This window comes from Psychrosphaera algicola (assembly GCF_028401425.1).
In the GTDB taxonomy this organism is placed as follows: domain Bacteria; phylum Pseudomonadota; class Gammaproteobacteria; order Enterobacterales; family Alteromonadaceae; genus Psychrosphaera; species Psychrosphaera algicola.
In genome coordinates, this window is the sequence record NZ_JAQOMS010000002.1 from 1,156,043 (window position 1) to 1,178,491 (window position 22,449).

Sequence of the window (22,449 nt, forward strand, 5' to 3'; positions counted from 1 at the left end):
CTTAAATCCTATTTTTATTATAATTTTAAGTGCACTAGCGTTTAACTTGCTCGCCGGTCAACCCAAATCGTCGTTCTGTTCCGGCAAAAGCTTCAACAGCTTGAGCAAATGCTAATGCGTTAAATGCTGGCCAATAAAGTGGCGTAAAATGCAATTCTGCGTAGGCTACTTGCCATAGTAAAAAGTTACTGATCCGAGTCTCTCCCCCGTTCTGATCAATAAATCTAAATCAGGTTGTTCAGCAAATTGCGTATGTGAGTCAAATAATGCTTCATCAATGTCAGCACTTTCCAACTCGCCACGTTTAACTTTATCCGCAAGTGACTTTGCTGCTTCAACAATGTCCCAACGGCCGCCGTAATTCGCAGCAACATTTAAGGTTAACCCTGTATTGTTACCCGTTAGTTCGTGAGCCGAGGCCACTTTCTTTTGAATTCCTGCACTAAATGCCGTGATATCGCCTACGATTTTTAACTTCACGTTATTTTTGTGTAAATTCTTTATTTCTTTTGTGAGTACCAACATAAATAGGTCCATTAACCCAGAAACTTCTTCCTCTGGTCGTTTCCAGTTCTCACTTGAAAACGCAAATAATGTAAGTGACTTGATCCCAACCTGACGCGCAAACTTCACCGCAGCACGAACCGAGTCAACACCTTTCTTATGGCCGTATACTCTTGGCATTCCTTTTTGTTGCGCCCATCGACCATTGCCGTCCATTATAATCCCAACATGCTGTGGAATAGAATCGGCGTAATGCTCTAATACGTCAGCGACAACGTCTACTTTTGCCATTATTTTCACCTAAAAATAATAAAACGCCGAGTGGTAAAACTACACGGCGTTTATAACTAATCACCACCAATGAGCGATTAAATTTCCATCAATTCTTTTTCTTTTTTGTCAAACATCGCATCGATAATTTTCATCTTAGCGTCTGTTAACTTTTGAATTTCGTCTTCAGCTTGGCGAGCTTCGTCTTCAGATATTTCTTTATCTTTTAACAACGATTTAAAATCACCATTTGCATCACGGCGAATATTTCGCACTGCAATTCGACCACTTTCAACTTCGCCTTTTACCACTTTAACTAAGTCACGACGACGCTCTTCGGTTAATGCTGGTAATGGAATACGGATAACCGTACCTGCTGACATTGGATTTAAACCAAGGTCTGACATCATAATTGCTTTTTCAACAGCTTGTGTCAGTGACTTATCAAATACAGTCAATGCTAACGTACGTGAATCTTCAATCGAAACGTTGGCTAATTGGTTAAGTGGGGTATCCGCACCGTAATAAGACACTTGAATGCCATCTAAAAGGCTCGGATGAGCACGTCCAGTACGAATTTTATTTAATTGAGTTTGAAGAGCATCGATGCTCTTGTCCATACGCACAGCTGCGTCTTTTTGAATTTCATTTAACACGTTAAAATTCCTTTAAAAATTTATAAACTTTCAATCTTGTTATTAGATACGATTGTACCTTCTTGCTCACCTGTCACAACACGTTTTAAAGCGCCAGTGCTTATTCATATTAAATACACAGATAGGCATATTATGGTCACGGGCCAACGTAAATGCAGCTAGATCCATAACTTTTAATTCTTTTTCAATAACTTCTTGATAATCCAATGCAGGGTACAATACCGCATCTGGGTTTTTCATTGGGTCGTCAGAGTATACACCATCAACTTTAGTTGCTTTTAACACAACGTCGGCTTCTATTTCAATTCCGCGTAAACATGCGGCTGAGTCGGTTGTAAAAAATGGATTGCCAGTACCTGCAGAGAATATAACAACGCGACCGCTTTTTAATAAGCTAATGCCCTCAGCCCAAGAATAATCGTCACAAACACCTTTAAGTGGAATCGCCGACATTAAACGTGCGTTTACATGTGCTCTATGCAAGGCATCACGCATTGCTAAACCATTCATCACAGTAGCAAGCATCCCCATGTGATCACCGACAACGCGATTCATTCCAGCTTCTGCAAGTGGTGCACCACGGAAAATATTACCTCCGCCTAAAACCACACCAACTTGGACATCCTTTTCTACTAACTCTTTTATTTCCTGCGCCATACGGTCCAAGACTTTAGGGTCAATTCCAAACCCTTCTTCGCCCATAAGGGCCTCACCGCTTAATTTTAAAAGAATGCGTCGATAAACTGGCTTCATGTTTTGAAGGCTCCCGTAGATTGAAATTATGAGGTGCAAATTGCCGCGTATTCTAGGGGATTTTTACGGTTATAGCAAAGCAAAAGTGATTGTTAGAAACAAAGTTTTAGTCACAAAAATGGCGAAAAATATATTTGCCGTCAAAAAAATAATGCTAATGTGAATTTGAATATTTATATAAAGGAAGACTATCAATGAAGTTAAAACAATACGTGCTTGCTATTTCTACAACCGTGGCTTTGTCTTTTTCTGCTTCTACACTAGCTGATGATACTGTTGATCAGGCTGCCAAAGCAGTAAAAAATGCATGGACAGACTGTGGGATCGGAGCCTTAATTTTTAAAGACATGCCTGTAGCGGCCGCTGTTTCTAACATTATTTGGGATTTAGGTACGACTGCCCTTATCTCTATGGCTGCGTCACCAGAGCAATGTAAAGGCATTAATGTTGCGTCTGCTGTATTCATTAATGAGTCGATTGAGCAAATCGAAACAGACATCAGTAAAGGTGAAGGCCGTCATGCAACAGCCATGTTGTCACTTATGGGTTGCGATGTTGCAAACCATGCTAAAGTAACCGCGGCTATTCGCAACGATATTGCGACTGATGAATCATTTGCTGAATTAGCGTCTACAGCTAAAGCTCAAGCAATGTATTTAAAAACAAGTCAACATGTAGCAGCGTGTACTGTTAGCTAATTTTTTCTTTTATGCGAGATAAAGCCTGCCTGTGCAGGCTTTTTAATTTATGAGATTTATTCTATTTTTATTCTTTTTTCTTTGTATTCAAGCTTTTGCTTCCCTATCCCCAAATCAAATACGGAAATAAGTGCTAGGCCAAGCGAGGAAATACAATCGCTTGCTAATGATCCGTTTTGGATCGGTTTACTACGATACAAAAATAACGATGGCCTATTTCAAAGTGAAGTGACTTCTGATTCCTATTTTTTGAGTGACAATGGAAAAACTGACAGCAGTGCTGAATTACTCGCTAACATTAAACTGCTATTTTCCACTCCTACAGACAACAATCATCCCAGTTGTCGCTTTCCGGCTCGCTTTAGTTGGCTCTCCAAGCAACTTAATTTAAACACTACTCAATATAACTTAAACCACTGTGAAGACTTTAATCAATGGGCTAAATTGCCTAGTCTTAAATCCGCTAGCCTAGTATATGCTTCTGGGTACTTGGGTAACCCGGCATCTTTTTGGGCACTTATTACTAAAATTCAACTATCAATCAAACTCAACTGGCAGTAACTTATTACTTGACCACAGTGTTAATTTTGGTGCTGCAATCCCCCTGAAGACGGTGCACTGACGTACGTATTTAAAGGTTTTTTCGGTGGTTATTTTGCCGCATTTAAAGAAGATAGCTTTTTCCGTCATCATAAAATGTATGCCGAACAAGAATCCAGAGACCTCTGGGACTATCAGTTGGCGCTTTCTAATACTCAACTTCAAATGTTGATCATGCACGTATGGGAACTTCGTAGACAAAAATTTGATTATTACTATTTGAACGACAATTGCGCGTCTCGTATTGCAGAATTAATTAGCATAATTACCGATAGAAAATTAATCGATGACGAGTTTTATTGGGCCCAACCAATAAATGTTTTTAAAGCGATTGCAACACCAAGTAACAACTTAATTGCTTCAATCGATAAACATCAATCCAAATTCTCTAGTTTTCTGTCGAACTATCAACACCTAACTGCCACTGAAAAGGAAGTGGTTGTTAAATTAAATAGCCAATGGCGTACCAACTCACTTTTAAATAACACAGACAATAGTCATAACGCTTACACAAGTTTGAGCCTTGCTGAAAAGGTTAATGTTATTAATACATTAATTGAGTTTTTAAATTATCAACATCAGCTCGGGAAAACCGATAATTCCTTTAGAAAGAAATTGTTAAAAGAGCGGCTCTTATTGCCTACCGGTGGCAACTTCAAGCCTACAAAAATTGAAACCGCTCCGCATTTAGGCCAACAACCTAGCATGACGCAAATCACCGTTCGTCATTCATCTAGCGGCCAATTAGCAACTAAAATTAGGATGCGAGCGACCTATTATGACTTACTCTCTAATGATATTGGACGTCTAGCCAACTCCTCATTGCAAATGGGTGACTTAGAATTTTTGGTGTCTGATGAAGGGGTTCGACTAGAGCGTTTTGACATAACCAATATACTCACGTTACAACCGGCACAAACAGATCTAAACGAGACATCTAATCTAGCGTGGAAAATTCGGCTTGGGTTTGAATCCAATCAACAAAAATGCTTTGAATGTATTAATGTGACGACAGAGCTTGGGCTAGGTAAAGCCTATGCTTTTGGAGGTGGGACGGTCTACGGGATGCCTGAGTTAAAACTGCAAACGTCAACTTCTTACCTTCGCCCTATTTCTGCAAGTTTAACGCTAGGTTACCTTTGGGACTTTAATTCGTATTGGAAAAGTCATATTGAATTAAATCAGCCCATAATTGGACTTGCTGATACCTCTTATGACAACGTCCCTACACTTAAGTGGCAAAACAGATTTGGTTTAGGGATTGATTATGACGTGCGACTCAGCATTGAACGCCGCCCCTTCGAAAATTCAATAGACTTAAGCTATTCATATTATTGGCAATAATATTAAGAAATTTATTTTATTCGGTAGAAAACAAATTAATGAACCTTTTAATTTTACGTCTGTCATAAAGTAAGAAATCACACGGACTGGTACTTCTTAACATTTTTTACTGACCATTTCGTGCCACAATGTCAAAGGATTACATTTATGCAAAGACACTTATTACCCTCATTATTTATGGTTTTGACAATTTCTGCCTGCACCAGTGCGACCAAGGAGCAAATTAACAAACCCATTTCGGTTCCCGACCAAATTGCTAAAACCAAGTTAAGTTCAGAGCAAGGCCTCAAACGAATTGTTGCTATAGGTCGTTTTTCTGACGAATCAAAACGCCAGTCTGGTTTTTAGTTGATGGTAATAACAACCGTTTAGGTAAACAAGCCAGTGATATTCTAAATGCTAGGCTGACTCAAAGCGGAAAGTTTATCTTGTTAGAACGAAGTGATTTACAGCTATTGAAGAATGAAACTAACAATAAATTTGATGCCAGTTTAATTGGAGCTGAATATTTATTGCTAGGTTCTGTTTCCGAATTTGGCAGGGAAACGGTCAGTGAAGTGGGTATTTTTCAAGAAATAAAATCCAAAAAGCCCGTGCAACTGTCAATGTTCGGCTAGTGAATGTCGCTACATCTGAAATTATCTATTCCGAAGAAGCAACAGGCGAAGCCACGTCGGAGGCAAATCAAGTATTTGGCGTTGGTGAAGTTGCTGCATTTAATACCTCACTAGACGACAAAGCCGTTTCCGCGGCGATATCTAAACTTGTTGCAAACATAATGAACAACCTACTAGACAAACCTTGGAAGAGTTACGTGCTGGGCGTTCAGGACCAACAACTGATCATTGCAGGTGGCTTAAATCAAGGTCTAACACTCTGGAACAATGTTATCAATCTACCAACCTGGAAAGTCGGTAACTAATCCTCAGACAGGTCAATCAATCGAATTACCTGGACGTTTTATCGCGACAGTTAAAGTCGCAACTAATGCGGGAGAAGGTGAAAGTCAGATCAGCTTTGTGGATTTGGTCGATGGCAAAATTGACGAGGCGCTTCTAAGTCAATACCAAGTTAGAGAACGTTAATTTAACAAAGACTAGTTTAGGTTAACGCAGGTGATTACAGGCTTAAACACCACTGGGTTAGTCACCAAAAAACGTTTTCAAAGCAAAGCCATTACATATCGACTCATTTGGTTATAAGGATAGTTTTTATGAAGAAATTAATACTCGTTACTTTTATGTTTATCATTTCAGCCTGCACCAGCGTGCAATACACAAATCAGCCTGTTGACCAAGCTTATGTTCAGCTTGAAGGTAACTTTATTGGTGCCACTATTATTTTAGGGCAAACCATTACCAACATTAATGCAAAAACTAAAACGTTTGAACTCAATGGAAAGACTGTCGCTAAGTTTCCAATAGCCATAGGCAGTCACGAGCTTAAAGTACTGCGTAATGGCAAACTCGTAATAAACAAGAATATTTTTGTCACACAAGGTCAAACAGTGGATGTGATTATACCGTGAAAATAGCCTATTTATGCTTGTTGGTCTGTGTAACAACCCTAACCGGTTGCACCGCCAAAACGATGTATTACTGGGGAAACTACCAAAATACCCTTTATGACTACCGCAAAAATGATGACAGTCATGCGTTTAATCGCCACAAAACAGAGCTAGAAGGTATAATCAATAAAGCACCTAGCAAAAATAAGCCGGTGCCGCCGGGTGTGCGATTTGAGTTGGCTATAATGGAGCAATCACTTGGTAATAAAAGTCGAGCCATCGAATTGTTGACTCTAGAAAAACAATATTTTCCAGAAGCTCAATATTATGTTGATAAGATTTTATTAACTATCGAGGTTGAATAATGGCGAACAAAATAACTATTAACAATGTGAAAGGTTCAATATGTCATCAGGCCATTAACCAAACCGTATATCTGCAAATGGCAAAAAAGTTTATATCAGCCGCTTCCATAATTGCATGTTTACTTGTATTGCAAGCTTGCCAAACTACTTCGGGTTATAGCAAATTGCAGGCGTACCCAAATATGTATCAGGAAAAAATAAAGTCCATATTGGTGTTGCCTGCTCGCAATACAACAACCGCCGCAGACGCAGCACAACTCTACTCAGCAACTTTAGCGTTGCCACTCGCCGAAGCGGGTTACTATGTGTTGTCAGTGCCGTACGTCGAATCTGTGTTCGCTAATGAAGGTATTATTGACGGCGCACAGCTTTCAGCAATTCCACTTTATAAATATCAGCAGCTGTTTGGCGCCGATGCGGTATTGTTTGTGGATATTAGTCATTGGAATACGTCTTATTATATTGCTGGAGGAAATGTCGCTGTTGGTGCCAAATTCCAACTTGTTTCAACTAACTCAGGTGAAACACTCTGGCAGCAAAATGATGTTGTTGTTGAAAATACCAGTGGGGATTCTGACAGCTTTTTATTCAATCTAATTATTACTGCGATAAATACAAGTACAACAGACTATCTGCCATTAGCCAATAAGGTCAATTCAAGGGTATTTAATACCATACCCAAAGGCAGTTACCACCCGCTATATGGACAAGATCAGGAACAGTCTGCCCTTATCCCTGCGCAAACCAATGAACACGAGCATAACTCGACTTCAAGTGGTAGTGAGAAACGAGCGAGTAAAGTAACCTCGCACATTGAAATTAATTAATCTCAAATTTCAGACATAAAAAACCGCGGACAACCGCGGTTTTTTCTAAGATAAAGTAGAATTAAGCTTTTTTAGCAGCTTCAATTTGCGCAGCAACTTCTGATGCGAAATCTTCTTCTTTCTTCTCAATGCCTTCACCAACTTCTAAACGAACGAATGAAGAAACAGTAGCGCCTTTCTCTTTAAGAATATCGCCAACAGTTTTCTTAGGTTCCATGATGAATGCTTGGCCAGTAAGAGAAACCTCACCAGTAAACTTCTTCATGCGGCCTAAAACCATCTTTTCAGCGATTTCAGCAGGCTTGCCTTCATTCATTGCGATTTCAATTTGGATCGCTTTTTCTTTCTCAACAACTTCAGCAGGTACGTCAGATGGATTAACAAACTCAGGCTTGCTTGCAGCGACGTGCATAGCAATGTGCTTAAGAGTTTCTGCGTCTGCTTCACCAGCGACAACAACACCAATCTTCTCACCGTGACGGTATTCTGCTAATGCAGCACCTTGGATGTATTGAAGACGACGTACATTGATGTTTTCACCAATTTTAGTCACTAGCGTTACACGAGCTTCTTCAAATTTAGCTTTTAACTCGTCGATAGTCATTGTAGAAGCGATTGCAGCTTCAGCAACTTCGTTAGCAAATGCTAAGAAGCCAGTGTCTTTTGCAACGAAATCTGTTTGACAGTTAACTTCAACAAGAACAGCTGTGCCGTTTGCTTGTTTAATGACAATTGTACCTTCAGCAGCAATGTTACCCGCTTTTTAGCCGCTTTCGCTTGGCCATTTTTGCGCATATTTTCAATTGCTAGTTCAATATCACCGTTAGTTTCAGTTAACGCTTTTTACAATCCATCATGCCCGCTGCTGTGCGGTCACGAAGTTCTTTAACTAATGCAGCAGTTACTGCCATGATTCTGTCCTCATGTATTAGTCATCGCTTTTGCGAGCAATGACATCATTTAATCTGGTATCGGGGCCATAGAAACTATGACCCCTTACTATTGTCGTAAATAAAATCGTTAAAAACGATTTATGACAATTATTCAGCTTCTACGAAATCTTCAGCTTGAACTTCTAAGTTGTTTGAGCGACCTTCTTTGATGGCGCCAGCAACTGCTGAAGTGTATAACTGAATTGCACGGATAGCGTCGTCGTTACCTGAACAACAAAATCGATGTTGTCTGGGTTAGAGTTAGTATCAACTACTGCAACAACAGGAATACCTAGGTTATTTGCTTCAGCGATAGCAATGTGCTCGTTGTCTGCGTCGATGATGAAGATCACATCTGGCAAACCGCCCATGTTTTTAATTCCGCCTAAGCTTTTTCTAGCTTTTCCATTTCGCGTGTACGCATCAAAGCTTCTTTTTTAGTAAGCTTTTCAAACGTTCCGTCTTCAGATTGCGCTTCCAAGTCTTTTAAACGCTTGATAGATTGACGAACTGTTTTCCAGTTAGTCAACATACCACCTAACCAACGGTGGTTAACGTAGTATTGGTCGCTAAGAGTAGCCGCTTCCTTGATAGCTTCGCTCGCTGCACGCTTTGTACCAACAAACAAGATCTTACCTTTACGAGCAGAAACAGACTTGATGAAGTCTAATGCATCGTTGAACATAGGAACTGTGTTTTCTAAGTTGATGATATGAACTTTGTTACGAGCGCCAAAAATGAAAGGTTTCATTTTCGGGTTCCAGTAACGAGTTTGGTGACCGAAGTGTACGCCAGCTTGTAGCATGTCACGCATTGATACGTTTGCCATTTTAATTTTCCTCTGTATGGGGTTAGGCCTCCATATATCCCATTCCAATCCGACCTCACCGTTTTTCAACGTTTTGGCACCCCGGAGAATGTGTCGATATATGTGTGTTATTTAAAATTAATGTTAGTTTTACTTACTTATCCAAAAATGATTTAAGTAAATACTCAAAAAACCTTTGTAAAAATAAGGCGCGCTTTATACCATACCCGAGTAATCAAACACAACAATTACCGTTAAATATTGTATATTTTTTAACATCTAGGTTGTGAAAATAATAAGAGGAATTTATGGCTGCAATAATTAAAACACCTGAACTAATAGAGAAAATGCGAGTTGCAGGCCGTTTAGCTGCCGAAGTATTGGAAATGATCGGTGAACATGTAAAAGTCGGCGTTACAACGGATGAGCTCAATACCATTTGCCACAATTATATTGTTGACGTGCAAGGTTGTATCCCTGCACCATTAAATTATGGTCACCCTCCGTTCCCTAAAAGTATCTGTACATCAATAAACCATGTTATTTGTCATGGCATACCGGATGACAAGCCACTAAAAGATGGCGACAGTGTCAATATTGACGTAACTGTAATTAAGGATGGTGTGCATGGCGATACGTCAAAAATGTTTTTTGTCGGAAAAGAAAACATCATGGCGAAACGATTAGCGATTGTTACCCAAGAATGCCTTTATAAAGCCATTGAGTTAGTTAAACCAGGTTGTCGTTTAGGCGATATCGGTGAGGTCATTCAAAACCATGCAGAGAAACATTCATATTCGGTAGTCCGCGATTTTTGTGGTCACGGCATTGGCGAAGGATTCCATGAAGAGCCTCAAGTAGTGCACTACGGCCGGGCTGGAACAGGCGAAGAACTTAAGGCTGGCATGTGTTTTACTATAGAGCCAATGATTAATGCCGGAACACACAAGTTAAAAGTGCTTAAAGATCAATGGACGGCAGTCACAAAAGATAGAAAATTATCGGCACAATGGGAACATACATTACTTGTGACTGAAAATGGCGTTGAAGTTCTCACATTGAGAAATGATGAAGACTTCCCTCGGATCATTACACACTAAGTAGTTTTACCATGACTAGACTATAACCCCGGCGGCGCAAGCCGCTTTCGATCCTAAAAGGCGAAAACGTGAATATACAGATCCCGAATGAATTACTGTCACCATTACCAGTGCCGTTTCAACTGCTTGAGTATAAAACTCGCCTGAAGGAGTTCGGTGATTGGAGTCGTGAGAATTTTGGGTTAATGACGGTTCGTAGATTAGTTAACGCACGTTCTGACTTTGTTGATTTTATCCTACTTAATGTGTGGCAACTTAGTGACCTTCATATCGAGGAAGACATCAGTTTACTTGCTGTTGGTGGTTATGGTCGTGGTGAGTTACACCCAGAGTCAGATATAGATTTATTATTATTAAGCAAAAAAGCAATCAAGCCCGCTGTACAAGAAAAAATAAGTTTATTTTTAACGACACTTTGGGACCTAAAATTTGATGTTGGTCATGCGGTAAGAACCATAAAAGAAGCAATAGATATTGGCAAAGACGATATAACAATTGCAACCAACTTAATGGAACGTCGTTTAATTTGCGGCAACAACCATAACTTCGAGGAACTTGAAGTTGAATTAAATAAATCAAAATTTCTATCTAGCCAAGACTTTTATATTAAAAAACGTGATGAACAAGAAGAGCGTCATGCACGCTATCACTCAACGTCGTACAACCTTGAACCGAATCTAAAAGCCAATCCTAGTTGTTTGCGAGACCTGCAAACTATCTCTTGGGTTGCAAAAAAGCACTACAATACTCAAAGTGTCGCCGAACTTGTCGGTCATGACTATTTGTTACAAGACGAATATCAAGAAATGCAGGAGTGCCAAGACTACTTGTGGCAAATGCGCTTTGCTCTGCATATCGTTGCTAAACGCAGTGAAAATCGACTCTTGTTTGATTATCAACCGCAAGTTGCTGAGTTAATGGGTTTTGGTGACGATGGCAAACCATCCGTCGAACGCATGATGAAACGCTTCTTTCGTGTTGCGCGCCGCGTAACTGAGTTAAATTCAATGTTGTTACAACGATTCAACTCTTCAATTTTAGGTGTTACTAGAGATGTCATTGTCCTTGATGATGACTTTGCGATTCATGGACGTTCCTTGTTAGTACGCCACGAAGACGTATTTTTCTATCGAGCTAACATTTTTAAGATGTTTATTCATATCGCAGAAAACCCACAGGTAGAAAAACTGCACTCAGCCACAATTCGCTTGTTCCGACGCGTTCGCCGGCGTTTGATGGGGATTTGCAAGACTTAGAAAAATGCCGAAATGCGTTTATGGAGTTTTTACGACACCCTAACTCTATGGGTCATGCATTTACGTTAATGCTCAAACACAGCGTATTAGCTTACTATATGCCTAATTGGCGACATATTGTTGGCCAAATGCAATTCGATTTATTCCACGCTTATACCGTTGATGAACATACACATAGATTAGTCAAAAACCTGTATCGTTTTTCACAGCCGCAATATAACAATGAGTTTCCGTTGTGTAGTGCAATCTTCAAACGATTAGATAAGCCAGAATTACTATATATCGCCGGTATTTTCCACGACATTGGTAAAGGCCGCGGCGGTGATCATAGTGAGCTAGGAGCTATCGACGCGACCCACTTTGGTGACCTACACAAATTGCCAAAATCAGACACAAGACTAGTTTCATGGTTAGTGGACAATCACTTACTGATGTCGGTAACCGCCCAAAAAAATGACATCTATGACCCAGACGTCATTTCCGATTTTGCAAAAAAAGTAAAAGACGAAACCCGTTTAAATCACCTATATTGTTTAACTGTAGCCGACGTACGCGCTACGAATACAAACTTGTGGAATGACTGGAAAAACTCACTGTTATCCGATCTTTATTTGTCAACTCAACGGGCGCTACGTCAAGGTTTAGAAAACGCTAAAGACATGCGTGAAACAGCCAAAGATCATAAAGAACAAGCGTTAACCCTATTGGCCGACAAAGGCATTATCGAAGAGCAAGTCCATCATATTTGGAAGCAATTTCGAACTTTGTATTTCTCTCGACATGCCCCTAGAAATATAGCCTTAGCATACCGAGCATCTTTTAAATCATAAAAATCGCAGTAAACAGCCTTTAGTGCTAGTAAGCGAAGGGCCCATAAGAGGCGGAACTCAGGTTTTTGTCTATGCTAAAGACCGTGCCGGTGTTTTCAGTAATATCGTAAGTGCGTTTGATACTAAAAACGTCAACATCGCCGATGCGCACGTTATGAATACAAAAGATGGGTATTTGCTAGATACGTTTATCGTTTTAGATCAAGACGATGCAGTTATTGATTCTGAATTTCGTCGCGATGAAATAAAACACTTATTGATTAAAATCATCAGTGGCGAAGTTTGTGCAACAACAATCAATAAGCGTGTCCCACGACAAATTAAGCAATTTCAGATTAAAGTCGGTGTTCGTTTTATGGATGCTAAAAGTAACTATCGCGATATGTTGGAAATTACGGCTTTGGATACGCCGGGATTACTTGCAAAAATTGCAACTGTATTTAAAGACAATCAAATTATGGTGTATTCAGCAAAGATCAGCACAATCGGTGAACGCGCTGAAGACATCTTTAAAATTTCAACTGCAGACAATAAGAAGTTGAATGAAGAACAACAATTAGCGCTATCAGAAGCGTTAAAAGACGCATTATCTTAATAAATTAACGTTCTAGAAAAGTAGGAATAACATGACTGAACAAACCAACATTGCCCAATTACAAACGTTGATCGAAGAGGCATTCGAAAATCGCGACAATATCACGCCAACTTCTGTTACAGCAGAAGTTAAGTCGGCAGTGGAAGAAGCGATTGAATTATTGGACAAAGGTGCAGCCCGAGTTGCAGAAAAAATCTCCGGTGAATGGGTTGTACATCAGTGGCTTAAAAAGCCGTTTTGTTGTCATTCCGCATTTGCGATAATGAAGTTATGGATGGTGGCGAGACGCTATTTTACGATAAAGTTGACAGTAAATTTGCCTCTTATACAGAAGAGCAATTTAAACAAGGTGGTATGCGTGTCGTTCCTCCTGCAGCAGCCCGTAAAGGTGCCTTTATTGGTAAAAATGTTGTATTGATGCCTTCATTCACAAATATTGGTGCGTTTGTCGATGATGGTACTATGGTCGATACATGGGCAACTGTGGGGTCTTGTGCTCAAATTGGTAAGAACGTTCATCTTTCAGGTGGCGTTGGCATTGGTGGCGTTTTAGAACCACTTCAAGCTAATCCTACAATTATCGAAGACAATTGTTTTATCGGTGCACGTTCAGAAGTCGTTGAAGGCGTTGTAATTGAAGAAGGCGCAGTGCTATCAATGGGTGTTTATATTAGCCAATCAACTCGTATATATGACCGCGAAACAGGCGAAATTACATACGGCAGAGTCCCTGCTGGTTCTGTTGTGGTCCCGGGCTCATTACCGTCAAAAGACGGCACACACTCTTTATACGCAGCTATCATAGTTAAAAAGGTAGATGCTCAAACACGTGCAAAAGTAGGCGTTAACGCCCTTTTACGCAGTATTGACGAATAATCCAAGGGCCTAGTTGCATTGCTAAAATGAGAATCGACTCAATAATCTCGATAGGTTCAATGCATTAGGAACATGGTGAGAATATAGAAACACATCGTTTCTTTATTGTCTTACAAATAAAAATCCAGCGCAGTGCGCTGGATTTTTTTATTGCCTATTAAGGCTCAATGAAAGCCAAGCAAACAAACTACGAATAAGCTAGATGCGAGCTATTATTTTTTCGGTAATAGACTAAAGAGCTTTTTGGCGATGTCGGTGTTGTCTTGAAATCCGACAAACATGTCTTTATGAGGTCCAAACGCAAAAACCTGAACATCTTCTCCAGTATGGCCGCCGGTTGTCCAACCTGTGCCAGTCTTTTTAGCTGTCAGTTTAGAAATAGCATTTGAAAGTGCGTATTGTTTTTCAGACTCAGACGCTTTAACAAGTTTCGCCAACTCGTCTTTTTCTAACGGTAAATCGATGTATTTTTCCCAAACATCTTTAACACTTTGCCCTTCTTTTACCAAACTAGCAAAGTGACCCGATGAAATTTTAATTTTGTGAACAAGCTCGGCTTGCCAAACATACTTTCCGTCTCGACCCAATGTAAGTCCACCTGTTGAGTGATCTGCAGTTACAACGACCGTGGTATTTCCGTTTTGTTTAGCAAAATCCACCGCAAGTTTTAACGTGGCTTCAAAGTCGGTCATCTCTGCCATCGCACAGGCAATGTCATTCCCATGAGAACACCAGTCGACCTGACTACCTTCTAACATTAAGAAAAAGCCCTTAGGCGCATTCTCTACTAATCTAAGTGCCGCTTTTGACATTGCAGTTAGGCGATTTGGCTGCTCTGAATCAATCGCGAATGGCATACCTTCTTCAGAAAAAGACCAAGTACCGGTAATTTTTTCAAAGAATCTAAATCCGACATTGAATCAATATACTGAAAGCCTTGTTGCTTAAACTCTTTTACAAGTTTACGACTTTCACGGTCAAAATATTTAGTACCGCCGCCTAACATGACGTCGGTAACTATCGTGTCATTTAGTACGCTGTTTGAAGTTGAACTAATGTATTGATCAGCGATTTCATCGTATTTTTTCTGTGATCGATATGAGCGATAAAGCTGGCTGGCGTCGCGTGGTTTATCTGTGCAGTGGCGACAACACCGGTTGCCATTCCTAATTGCTTGGCGCGCTCTAATAACGTTAATTGTGACTGCTGATCTGGAGTGACTCCTATCGCACCGTTATAAGATTTAAAACCCGTTGCAAGAGCTGTAGCACCTGCTGCCGAGTCTGTAACAAGTGTATCATCAGCTGGGTATGTGCTCGCCATACCAACTAAGTGCTTGTCAAATTCTGTGCTTGGTATTTTACTCTTATCACCGCGAACTTTGCCCTGCGCATTTGCTTTGTAATATCGATACGCCGTTGTATGCGGGCTACCCATACCGTCACCAATTAAATAAATAATATTGTGCGGTTTATCCGCCGACGTTACTGGCGTATTTGCTGCGTTAACGCTTGTTGAATTCGCTAATAATATACATAAAAAACCTCCAATCCGTGCGTAAACATTTTTATTATTACGTAAACCAAAATACAACATGGTAAAAATTCCTTTAAGATTAATACAGAAAAGCGGCTCTACTATGAGCCGCTTTAATTACTAAGTTTCTAATTTATGAATTGCTGATGCAAATCATATTGTCACTAAACTAATTAGAAACGATATTTAATACCGACTTTAACTAACCATGCAGAATCTTCAACAACGATTTGGTCAAAATTGTCAGTTTCTCTACCATAGAAAGGTTCATCGTAAACATAACGACCTTGGTCATCCAAATCATAATCAACGATGCCCTGATTTTGGTATTGTTTATTCAATACTAAACCACTGTCTTCGTCGAATAAGTTAAGTAAGTTCTTAACATCGAAGTAGATTGAACCTTTATGACCTTTCATGAAGTCAGGAACTTCCTGTTCAACATGTAAGTCCATTCGAGTTCTCCAAGGTGTACGGCCAACGTTCTTAGGAACGTAACCGCCGGCGTAACCTGAAAGTCCACTTTTTTCGACAAGTTCAGCAAAGTCTTCGTAGCTTATACCGTCAAAAATAACGTTAGGATCATCAGCACCTGTTGGAATATAAGGTAAGTAATAACCATCACTGTAGAATGAGCTTTGGTCACCTAAGTCACCATCTCTAAATGCACCCATTGTGTACGAGTATGGTGAGCCTGATTTACGTTCAAAGAACAAGTTGAACTTAGTATCGTAGCCTGCAAAAAACTCAGTTGTATAACCTAAGTTTAAGACAAAACGATGTTCAATTTCATAATCAGAAGTTGCAATATGCGGTACGTTTCTGCTTACAGCTGGAACATAACGGAAGTTAGATTTAGCAGTAGAGCTAGCGCCTGCATTACCTTCAGTGATGTCTTGATTAGTGTAAGACATGTTTAACGTTACACCGTTATCCCATGCTTTAAATAGGCTAGTAGTGAAAATGTCACTAGTACCATTTTTATCTGCATTAGTTAACATTAAGTCATAACGGTTAGTACGTTCGCCAGTCAAATAATCAATTGGTTCATAAATGATACGGCCGCCATCAGCAGTTGTGCCAATTTCTTTACGAGTTAAATCTACCCAATGAACGTCATTTTCTTTTTCAACATGGATAAACTCAGCACTTGCAACAAAACCTTCGCCAACAGCAGGTATATCAAACGTGTGTTCAATTGAGATGCTAGTACGCAAATCAGAAGGCATTTCAAAGTCTGGGTCAGTTACGTTCACGTTACCGTCACCAGCAACTAAACTGTTTTGGACATCTGTAGGTACTTGTTTAATATCTACATTAGATAAGAAAAGTGAATCATCGATGCTACCGTCGTTGAACGTAGTGTATGTTACACCGTCATTACTATAGGCATTTGAAATCCAAACATTTGGACGACCACCCGAGAAACGACCGATACCACCACGTACAACAGTATCGAAATCAACATCCCAAACAAATGAGATACGAGGTAATATGATACTTAAACCGTCTAGACTTACGTCATTACGGATACCCATTGAGCTATAACGGTTATCAAAGTTTTCATTATAAGCAGGCTTATCGTCGTTATGAATAGTTTCATAACGTAGACCAGCTGTAACTTCAAAGTCTGACGTAATCGCCCAAGCATCTTCTATAAATAAAGAGGTGCTACCGAAATTGAATTTTGCAGCAGCGTCTTCAGAGTCGTTACTGTACGCATTTGAATAGAAAAATTCAGCGGCTTCTTTGTTACGGAAATCCTCAATACTGTCGAATTCCCAACGACCTAATGAATCTGGAGCAAACAAGTTGCGAACGTCAATTGATTCATGTTCGATACCGAAACCAATAACGTGATCACCCATTAAATATTCACCAGCAAAACGCAAACTTAACGTTTGGTTATCTAGTTCATTACCGTGTCTATATTGGTCTGAACCAAAGGCAATATTCCCTGCTGGACGGCCGCGACTATCTAGTCCCGTAGCAACAGTGATATCACCAAATGCCTTACTTGATGAAGCTTGAATTGTTTCTACGTTCTTGAACGCAATTTTAAATTCAGTTGATAGGTCCATTGTCCAGTCTGAATATAAATGTACGCTTAAGTTATCCAGTGTTTCTTCTTTATTGTACCAATGTGAGCTTAAACGTAACTCACTGCCACTTGAAGATTGGTTACGAATACTGTTACCCGTAGTGTGTTGGTAAGTTGCAGAAACACGATGATCTTCGTTGATATTCCAATCTAATTTTAAAAGGAACTTTTCATCTTCTTCTGTAGGAGCAACTTCCCAGTTTCCGGCATCTACGCCATATACATCTTTTGCAATTTGCACAACTTCGTTATAACTCGCAACAGTTGCATCTGTTGAATTAGGCGCTGAAGAACCGTCTGGTCCGTATTCGATTGGTGCCGTTGCGTCGTACTTCTCATACGAGGTAAAGAAGAACAATTTGTCTTTGATGATTGGTCCACCAACAGTGAAACCCCAAACGTCTTCGCTAAATTCAGGCGTGATATCACGTTCTTCATCAGAAAACGGGTCTTTAACATCACCTGCTAACGCATCACTTTTCTTTTCAATAAAAATTGAACCGTGAAATTCATTTGTACCAGACTTAGTTACTGCATTGACCTGACCACCAGAGAAACCAGAGTTTGTCACTGAGAAAGGCGTAACATTTACAGAAACTTGCTCAACCGCATCGATAGAGATCGGAGAACGTTGAGTTGGGTAACCGTTACCATTAAGGCCAAAGTCATCATTTTGACGAACGCCATCAACACTAAAGCTATTATACTTAGGGTTTGAACCAGCAATTGACATTTGCGACTCAGAACCAGCACCAATATTAACTAATGGGTTCAAACGTAAAACTTCTTTTAAATCACGGTCAACAGAAGGTGTTGATTCAATTTCACGCAACCCAAAACTTGCACCACCACCGCGGTTATCACTCACAATACGAGCGCCTGTAACCGTAATAGTTTCCATTTCTTCTAGATTCAAAACAGGGCTTAAACGTAACGTTTTGCCAACTTGCAAATAAACATCGCTAATTTCAGAATCTTTGTATTCATCAGAATCAATAACGATTTTGTATGGACCACCAACGCGTAAACCTTTGGCATTAAAGTTACCTGCTTCGTTTACTTTTAACGTAGTAACACGACCGGTAGGTTCATGTAGGATCGTAATAACTGCGTCAGTTACGAGACTACCATTGTTACCTGTTACCACACCACGTATAGCAGACGACGTTTCGTCAGCCATAACTGGTGCAACATTTAGGGCCGCTGCGACGGCCAGTCCAAGAGCACTGCGTTTAATCAGCTTCATTTTTCAGTTCCTAGTAAGTGTTGTTTAACTTCAAAGTTGTGATTATTGGATTTTTGTTACTGCATTTTTGCTTAAGGCTCTGAGGCCGGGTCAAAGATTAGGTTCAGCATGCCAGCCAAACGAATACCCGCTTTTAACAATTGCGTTTTAACAATTGGCATATTTTGATATTGGTATTCATAACCAAAGTCGCCATCGCCAATGTTGTAAACAATTTGACTAAATTCATATGATTCCGTGATCCAGTCTTGTACGCCAGAGTTTAAATACTTGCTGATGACTGCTTGATCATTTGTTTCTATAAAGTCCGCAAACTCTCTATAAGAGAGATTTTGTGATTCAACTAATGCCGTATCCCACAAAGAGTGTAAATTAGTTTCCTTACCAAAATATTTCACTTTTATACGATTGCCACCGCGGTCTTCGCTACGACCAACATGCAAAGGCATATGCAGATCACCGATTAAGTGAGTCAAAAAGCGAAGGTTAAATTCTTTGTCGGCTTGAGAAGAGGATTTGTCTTTTAATACTGTGATATTTTTAAGGATTGCGGAGTAGATATCTTTTGGTGTTTCTTGGAATGGGAAGTTGTATTTTTCAGGTGTAAAGTCGGTAAGCTTGTTAATACTGATATAGTGCCATTTTGAAGATTGATACTTCCAAAAATCGTCTGGGTTCGATCGCATCTCATCTGCCCAAGTTGTGACTTCTGGTAATCGGTCACCTGACAATAAGGCGAGAACCTTCTCTAGTGCAACCGGCGTCAAATGATTCAAAGCAATTTGACCAACGATACGATGACCATTTTGCCCCCATGCATTCACCTTTGGTATATAAGTCGTCATAACTAATACCAATGCAATAAAGACTGCAGTGCCTAAACTTACTTTCGTTTTATTCAAAAGCTGTATTGGCAAAGTTGATTTTAAATTAGCAAACACAATAATTCCTTAATTGGCCTAAATTTTTAAACATTTTGGCAACATTAGTAAATACAACAACTTACCAACACCAAAAATTCATGCCGTCACTTTACCGTTACAGGATTAAGTAAAAAGGCGTTAACACAATTCATAATCCCCTTGTAATAAAACTTTAAAATCATAATGTTACAGTGCTAAAATAAACTTACTTATTACTAAAAGTAATTTTACCGGTCGATAAATAAACATGTATTTACCAATGAAAAAATTATTATGAACAAATCACAGCATAGAGCTCAAACCAGTTGGTATGTGACAGTTTTGTGTCTATTTTCGATGTTCACTTGGTGGATATCTGGCAAAACTAATGGCAATTTACCCACGTCAATACCTAATTTAATTGTTGAAACAAAAAAATGTCTGACGTCAAGCACACATAATAAAGAACAGTTTTTTATTTTTAGTGGCGGCAAAGAAGCTGCGAGCATGCTAAATGATGTTGCATGCAACAACAAAGTCATCAACAAACAGTTTGGCAGCGTTAAATCTTTTTGGCATATCAATGATAGCCATACGTTGCAAATCATTGGGAAAGGGATTGCCGATCTTGCCTTAGTAAAGAAAACATCATGAGTGCCCTCAAGTCTGAAGAAACTCATGGGTATACAAAAATTGCAAGTTATCCTAAATATCAAGCCTATCTAATCGCCCGAAAAGAACGTCCAGTTTTGACCAAAAACTACTTCTTAGACAAACGAATTGCCCTTCTGAATTACCCAACCAGCCGCAGTGGCCATATCATTCCAGTTCAAATATTTACCGAACTTGGTTTATCACTCGAAAAGTTAGACATCGTATATGCCCGCAGCCATAAAGAAATGCGAACTTTGTTATATTCTGGTGATGTAGATATTATTTCGTCGTATTGGCAAGCTGAAGATGAAGCTTTATTTTCAACAAATTACCGAGTACCAATATCCAGCCCAGTTAGTGGTTCTTCTTGGTACATCAAACTGACAAATCGAAATGATGACTTATTATGTGCTAGCCAATCTATGCTATTGCAATTATCCACTGGCCAGTCTCAAAACTATTATAAAAGTCTCAATCTAATCCCTTTTGCCCACTGTAATGTGGAAAAAACGATTCGGAGTTAAATCAATAACATGGCGAATATTTCCAGATTCACCTTAGATTTTGGTGCGATAAAACACATATTTTTAACTCGACGCTTTTATTTATGGTTCATACCAACGCTATTTGTGCTTCAAGGTGCTTACACAATAGGTTACGTTCAATCTGAGCAAGTCGATGTTATAAATGCTGAAAACCAAATAAAGCAACGTATCGCAATGGATTTAACTCATAACTTTGATGTATTGCCTATATATATAGAAGATGGCACTGAAGGGGGCCGATACTTAGCCAAATTAAATAAGATCCTAATCGACAAACACTATCCTATTAGAGTTGTTGGGGTTGAGGTTTCAGCCACGGCTGCGGATCCCGAACTAAGACAATACAATCTTGTTTTAACTGGCATTAATAACGACACCTATATAATAGTAGTGCATCCTCCGATAAGTTTATTTTCTTTTATCAGTTTATGGCCATTTTTTATTGCCATATTTATTGCCTCTATCTACATATTTTATAGTGAAAAAACACTTAAAAATGTTGCCGAAGAACGTTTCATAGACATCGATCCCTGCAGGTTAAAAATAGACTTACATCAAAAAGTGCTAGTAAATCCGGTAACAGGTGTACAAGTTGCCTTAGCTAATAAGCCACTCTGTTTTTACGCGTCGCTTGTCGAATACTGTTTAAAGTATCCGGAGAAATCACTAAACCCAAACAAAGATCTCCCGGATGAATTTAGCCAGCTGTGTCGTAAATATTTTTCTCGTCTTATCGAGCTGGGCCACACAATTCGAAAACGCCCAAATTTTGCCTCAAATCTTGAAAAAACACTGAGTGAAATACGCGCAGCACTCGACGAGTTATATGGCGATGACATTAAAACAAAGGACTATGTTTACCCTAAAAAAGCCGTCGGTGAGGGTTCACGTTCGAAAGCACATAACTTTGCATTAACTGAAATTAATCAAGAAGTCGTTAAAGTACTTGGTAGTTAGTCATACCAAAAGTAGAAACCGAATAACTGCACGTTATATAAAGACAACAATATAATGTGTAACCACTAATCTACATTTAACTACTATGACAATTTCTGTCCTAAATCTTATCTGCAACTTATAAACAGGGGTATGAGATTTTCTATTGTTCCCCTTTTAAATGAATCAATGAGACAAGAAGAAGATAACAATAATTAGATTGCTAGACACACCAAATTAAATAACCCATTAGATGAAATAAATACGCCGGCTATACCCTTTCCCCAATACGGTGTTTATTCTGACAAAAATAATTAAAATCGAGATTTTGCGCGCAAACTTGTTTTATGGTTAATTAACTGATTTGACAAACACGTGGGTCGTGTGGAAATGAACAAGAAGTCATTAAATGCAGATATCACTATGCCGCTAGAATGACTACACAATAATGTTATATTTGAGATTTAGCGCTGACTAACGTATTCACATTTCTTTTTATTAGAGCAAATACCTTGTATTTGTAACTGAATAGTTAGTAAACCGATGGATTGCTTTAATTGCTAATAATGTATTCAAATATGATTGTCTGGCTTAGATTGCGATAGGGA

At 39.3% G+C, this 22,449-nt stretch carries 20 protein-coding genes and 7 pseudogenes; 19 read left to right on the forward strand and 8 right to left on the reverse strand.

The annotated features are described in order from the left end of the window. Window positions 1-34 precede the first annotated feature (34 nt). The 3 genes and pseudogenes from uppS to pyrH form a co-directional block, all read right to left on the reverse strand. Window positions 35-795 (reverse strand): annotated as a pseudogene (gene uppS, locus PN838_RS06200) (polyprenyl diphosphate synthase). A gap of 77 nt (window positions 796-872) precedes the next feature. Continuing rightward, the gene (gene frr, locus PN838_RS06205; protein ID WP_215962715.1) at window positions 873-1,430 is read right to left on the reverse strand and encodes a ribosome recycling factor; all 558 of its coding nucleotides are present in this window, start codon (window positions 1,428-1,430) and stop codon (window positions 873-875) included. Between the two features lie 20 nt (window positions 1,431-1,450). Then, window positions 1,451-2,183, reverse strand: a pseudogene (pyrH, locus tag PN838_RS06210) (UMP kinase). Window positions 2,184-2,377: 194 nt separating this feature from the next. Between pyrH and PN838_RS06215 the strand changes: the two are divergent. From PN838_RS06215 to PN838_RS06255, 11 genes and pseudogenes are all read left to right on the forward strand, one after another. Further along, window positions 2,378-2,881, forward strand: a complete 504-nt coding sequence (locus PN838_RS06215; protein ID WP_215962713.1) for a DUF3015 family protein — start codon at window positions 2,378-2,380, stop codon at window positions 2,879-2,881. 81 nt (window positions 2,882-2,962) lie between these two features. Continuing rightward, window positions 2,963-3,442, forward strand: a complete 480-nt coding sequence (locus PN838_RS06220) for a DUF7843 domain-containing protein (RefSeq protein WP_441295799.1) — start codon at window positions 2,963-2,965, stop codon at window positions 3,440-3,442. Between the two features lie 54 nt (window positions 3,443-3,496). Then, a pseudogene (locus tag PN838_RS27855) lies at window positions 3,497-3,745 on the forward strand (lipoprotein N-acyltransferase Lnb domain-containing protein); the annotation flags it as partial. 171 nt (window positions 3,746-3,916) lie between these two features. Beyond that, window positions 3,917-4,825 (forward strand): DUF7840 domain-containing protein, encoded by a 909-nt coding sequence (locus tag PN838_RS06225; protein WP_441295811.1) that lies wholly within the window; start codon window positions 3,917-3,919, stop codon window positions 4,823-4,825. A gap of 147 nt (window positions 4,826-4,972) precedes the next feature. Then, a complete protein-coding gene (locus tag PN838_RS06230; RefSeq protein ID WP_272180049.1) occupies window positions 4,973-5,173 on the forward strand; it encodes a hypothetical protein in 201 nt (66 codons plus the stop codon). A 56-nt stretch (window positions 5,174-5,229) separates the two neighbouring features. After that, window positions 5,230-5,442, forward strand: coding sequence for a CsgG/HfaB family protein (locus PN838_RS26105; protein WP_334313484.1), 213 nt, complete (start codon window positions 5,230-5,232; stop codon window positions 5,440-5,442). Beyond that, the gene (locus tag PN838_RS26110; RefSeq protein WP_334313294.1) at window positions 5,442-5,747 is read left to right on the forward strand and encodes a CsgG/HfaB family protein; all 306 of its coding nucleotides are present in this window, start codon (window positions 5,442-5,444) and stop codon (window positions 5,745-5,747) included. The genes PN838_RS26105 and PN838_RS26110 overlap by 1 nt, the downstream gene beginning before the upstream one ends. Continuing rightward, window positions 5,710-5,910, forward strand: coding sequence for a hypothetical protein (locus tag PN838_RS06240; RefSeq protein WP_272180050.1), 201 nt, complete (start codon window positions 5,710-5,712; stop codon window positions 5,908-5,910). The genes PN838_RS26110 and PN838_RS06240 overlap by 38 nt, the downstream gene beginning before the upstream one ends. Before the next feature lie 128 nt (window positions 5,911-6,038). After that, entirely contained in the window at window positions 6,039-6,353 is a 315-nt protein-coding gene (locus PN838_RS06245) for a hypothetical protein (RefSeq protein ID WP_272180051.1), read from the forward strand. After that, window positions 6,350-6,697 carry a DUF4810 domain-containing protein gene (locus tag PN838_RS06250; protein WP_272180052.1) on the forward strand — a complete coding sequence of 116 codons (348 nt, stop codon included), beginning with the start codon at window positions 6,350-6,352 and terminating at the stop codon, window positions 6,695-6,697. Before PN838_RS06245 ends, PN838_RS06250 begins: the two co-directional genes overlap by 4 nt. After that, window positions 6,697-7,524 (forward strand): GNA1162 family protein, encoded by an 828-nt coding sequence (locus PN838_RS06255; protein WP_272180053.1) that lies wholly within the window; start codon window positions 6,697-6,699, stop codon window positions 7,522-7,524. The genes PN838_RS06250 and PN838_RS06255 overlap by 1 nt, the downstream gene beginning before the upstream one ends. Before the next feature lie 61 nt (window positions 7,525-7,585). On the opposite strand, the pseudogene tsf reads toward PN838_RS06255, so the two are convergent. Continuing rightward, window positions 7,586-8,435 (reverse strand): annotated as a pseudogene (gene tsf / locus PN838_RS06260) (translation elongation factor Ts). Window positions 8,436-8,564: 129 nt separating this feature from the next. Next, window positions 8,565-9,285 (reverse strand): annotated as a pseudogene (rpsB, locus tag PN838_RS06265) (30S ribosomal protein S2). A gap of 287 nt (window positions 9,286-9,572) precedes the next feature. Between rpsB and map the strand changes: the two are divergent. The 5 genes and pseudogenes from map (at window position 9,573) to dapD (ending at window position 13,921) form a co-directional block, all read left to right on the forward strand. Beyond that, complete coding sequence (gene map / locus PN838_RS06270) at window positions 9,573-10,364, forward strand: type I methionyl aminopeptidase (protein ID WP_215962705.1); 792 nt, start codon at window positions 9,573-9,575, stop codon at window positions 10,362-10,364. A gap of 68 nt (window positions 10,365-10,432) precedes the next feature. Continuing rightward, complete coding sequence (locus PN838_RS06275; protein WP_272180054.1) at window positions 10,433-11,620, forward strand: [protein-PII] uridylyltransferase family protein; 1,188 nt, start codon at window positions 10,433-10,435, stop codon at window positions 11,618-11,620. Further along, entirely contained in the window at window positions 11,608-12,450 is an 843-nt protein-coding gene (locus tag PN838_RS06280; protein WP_272180055.1) for an HD domain-containing protein, read from the forward strand. The genes PN838_RS06275 and PN838_RS06280 overlap by 13 nt, the downstream gene beginning before the upstream one ends. Before the next feature lie 22 nt (window positions 12,451-12,472). After that, a complete protein-coding gene (locus PN838_RS06285) occupies window positions 12,473-13,045 on the forward strand; it encodes an ACT domain-containing protein (RefSeq protein ID WP_272180056.1) in 573 nt (190 codons plus the stop codon). 31 nt (window positions 13,046-13,076) lie between these two features. Next, a pseudogene (gene dapD, locus PN838_RS06290) lies at window positions 13,077-13,921 on the forward strand (2,3,4,5-tetrahydropyridine-2,6-dicarboxylate N-succinyltransferase). A 212-nt stretch (window positions 13,922-14,133) separates the two neighbouring features. Here the strand turns inward: dapD and PN838_RS27070 are convergent. The 3 genes and pseudogenes from PN838_RS27070 to PN838_RS06310 all read right to left on the reverse strand — a co-directional run bounded on the left by PN838_RS27070 (window position 14,134) and on the right by PN838_RS06310 (window position 19,745). Further along, a pseudogene (locus tag PN838_RS27070) lies at window positions 14,134-15,517 on the reverse strand (alkaline phosphatase). Between the two features lie 113 nt (window positions 15,518-15,630). Then, window positions 15,631-18,804 (reverse strand): TonB-dependent receptor, encoded by a 3,174-nt coding sequence (locus tag PN838_RS06305; RefSeq protein WP_272180059.1) that lies wholly within the window; start codon window positions 18,802-18,804, stop codon window positions 15,631-15,633. A gap of 71 nt (window positions 18,805-18,875) precedes the next feature. Continuing rightward, window positions 18,876-19,745, reverse strand: coding sequence for a S1/P1 nuclease (locus PN838_RS06310; RefSeq protein WP_272180060.1), 870 nt, complete (start codon window positions 19,743-19,745; stop codon window positions 18,876-18,878). 255 nt (window positions 19,746-20,000) lie between these two features. On the opposite strand from PN838_RS06310, the gene PN838_RS06315 reads away from it, so the two are divergent. The 3 genes from PN838_RS06315 to PN838_RS06325 are packed head-to-tail and all read left to right on the forward strand — an operon-like array spanning window position 20,001 to window position 21,862. Next, window positions 20,001-20,360: a hypothetical protein gene (locus PN838_RS06315; RefSeq protein ID WP_272180061.1), complete on the forward strand. Its 360-nt coding sequence runs from the start codon at window positions 20,001-20,003 to the stop codon at window positions 20,358-20,360. Next, complete coding sequence (locus PN838_RS06320) at window positions 20,357-20,884, forward strand: PhnD/SsuA/transferrin family substrate-binding protein (protein WP_272180062.1); 528 nt, start codon at window positions 20,357-20,359, stop codon at window positions 20,882-20,884. Before PN838_RS06315 ends, PN838_RS06320 begins: the two co-directional genes overlap by 4 nt. 9 nt (window positions 20,885-20,893) lie before the next feature. Then, on the forward strand, window positions 20,894-21,862 hold the full coding sequence (locus PN838_RS06325; protein ID WP_215962701.1) for a hypothetical protein: 969 nt from the start codon (window positions 20,894-20,896) through the stop codon (window positions 21,860-21,862). Window positions 21,863-22,449 lie beyond the last annotated feature (587 nt).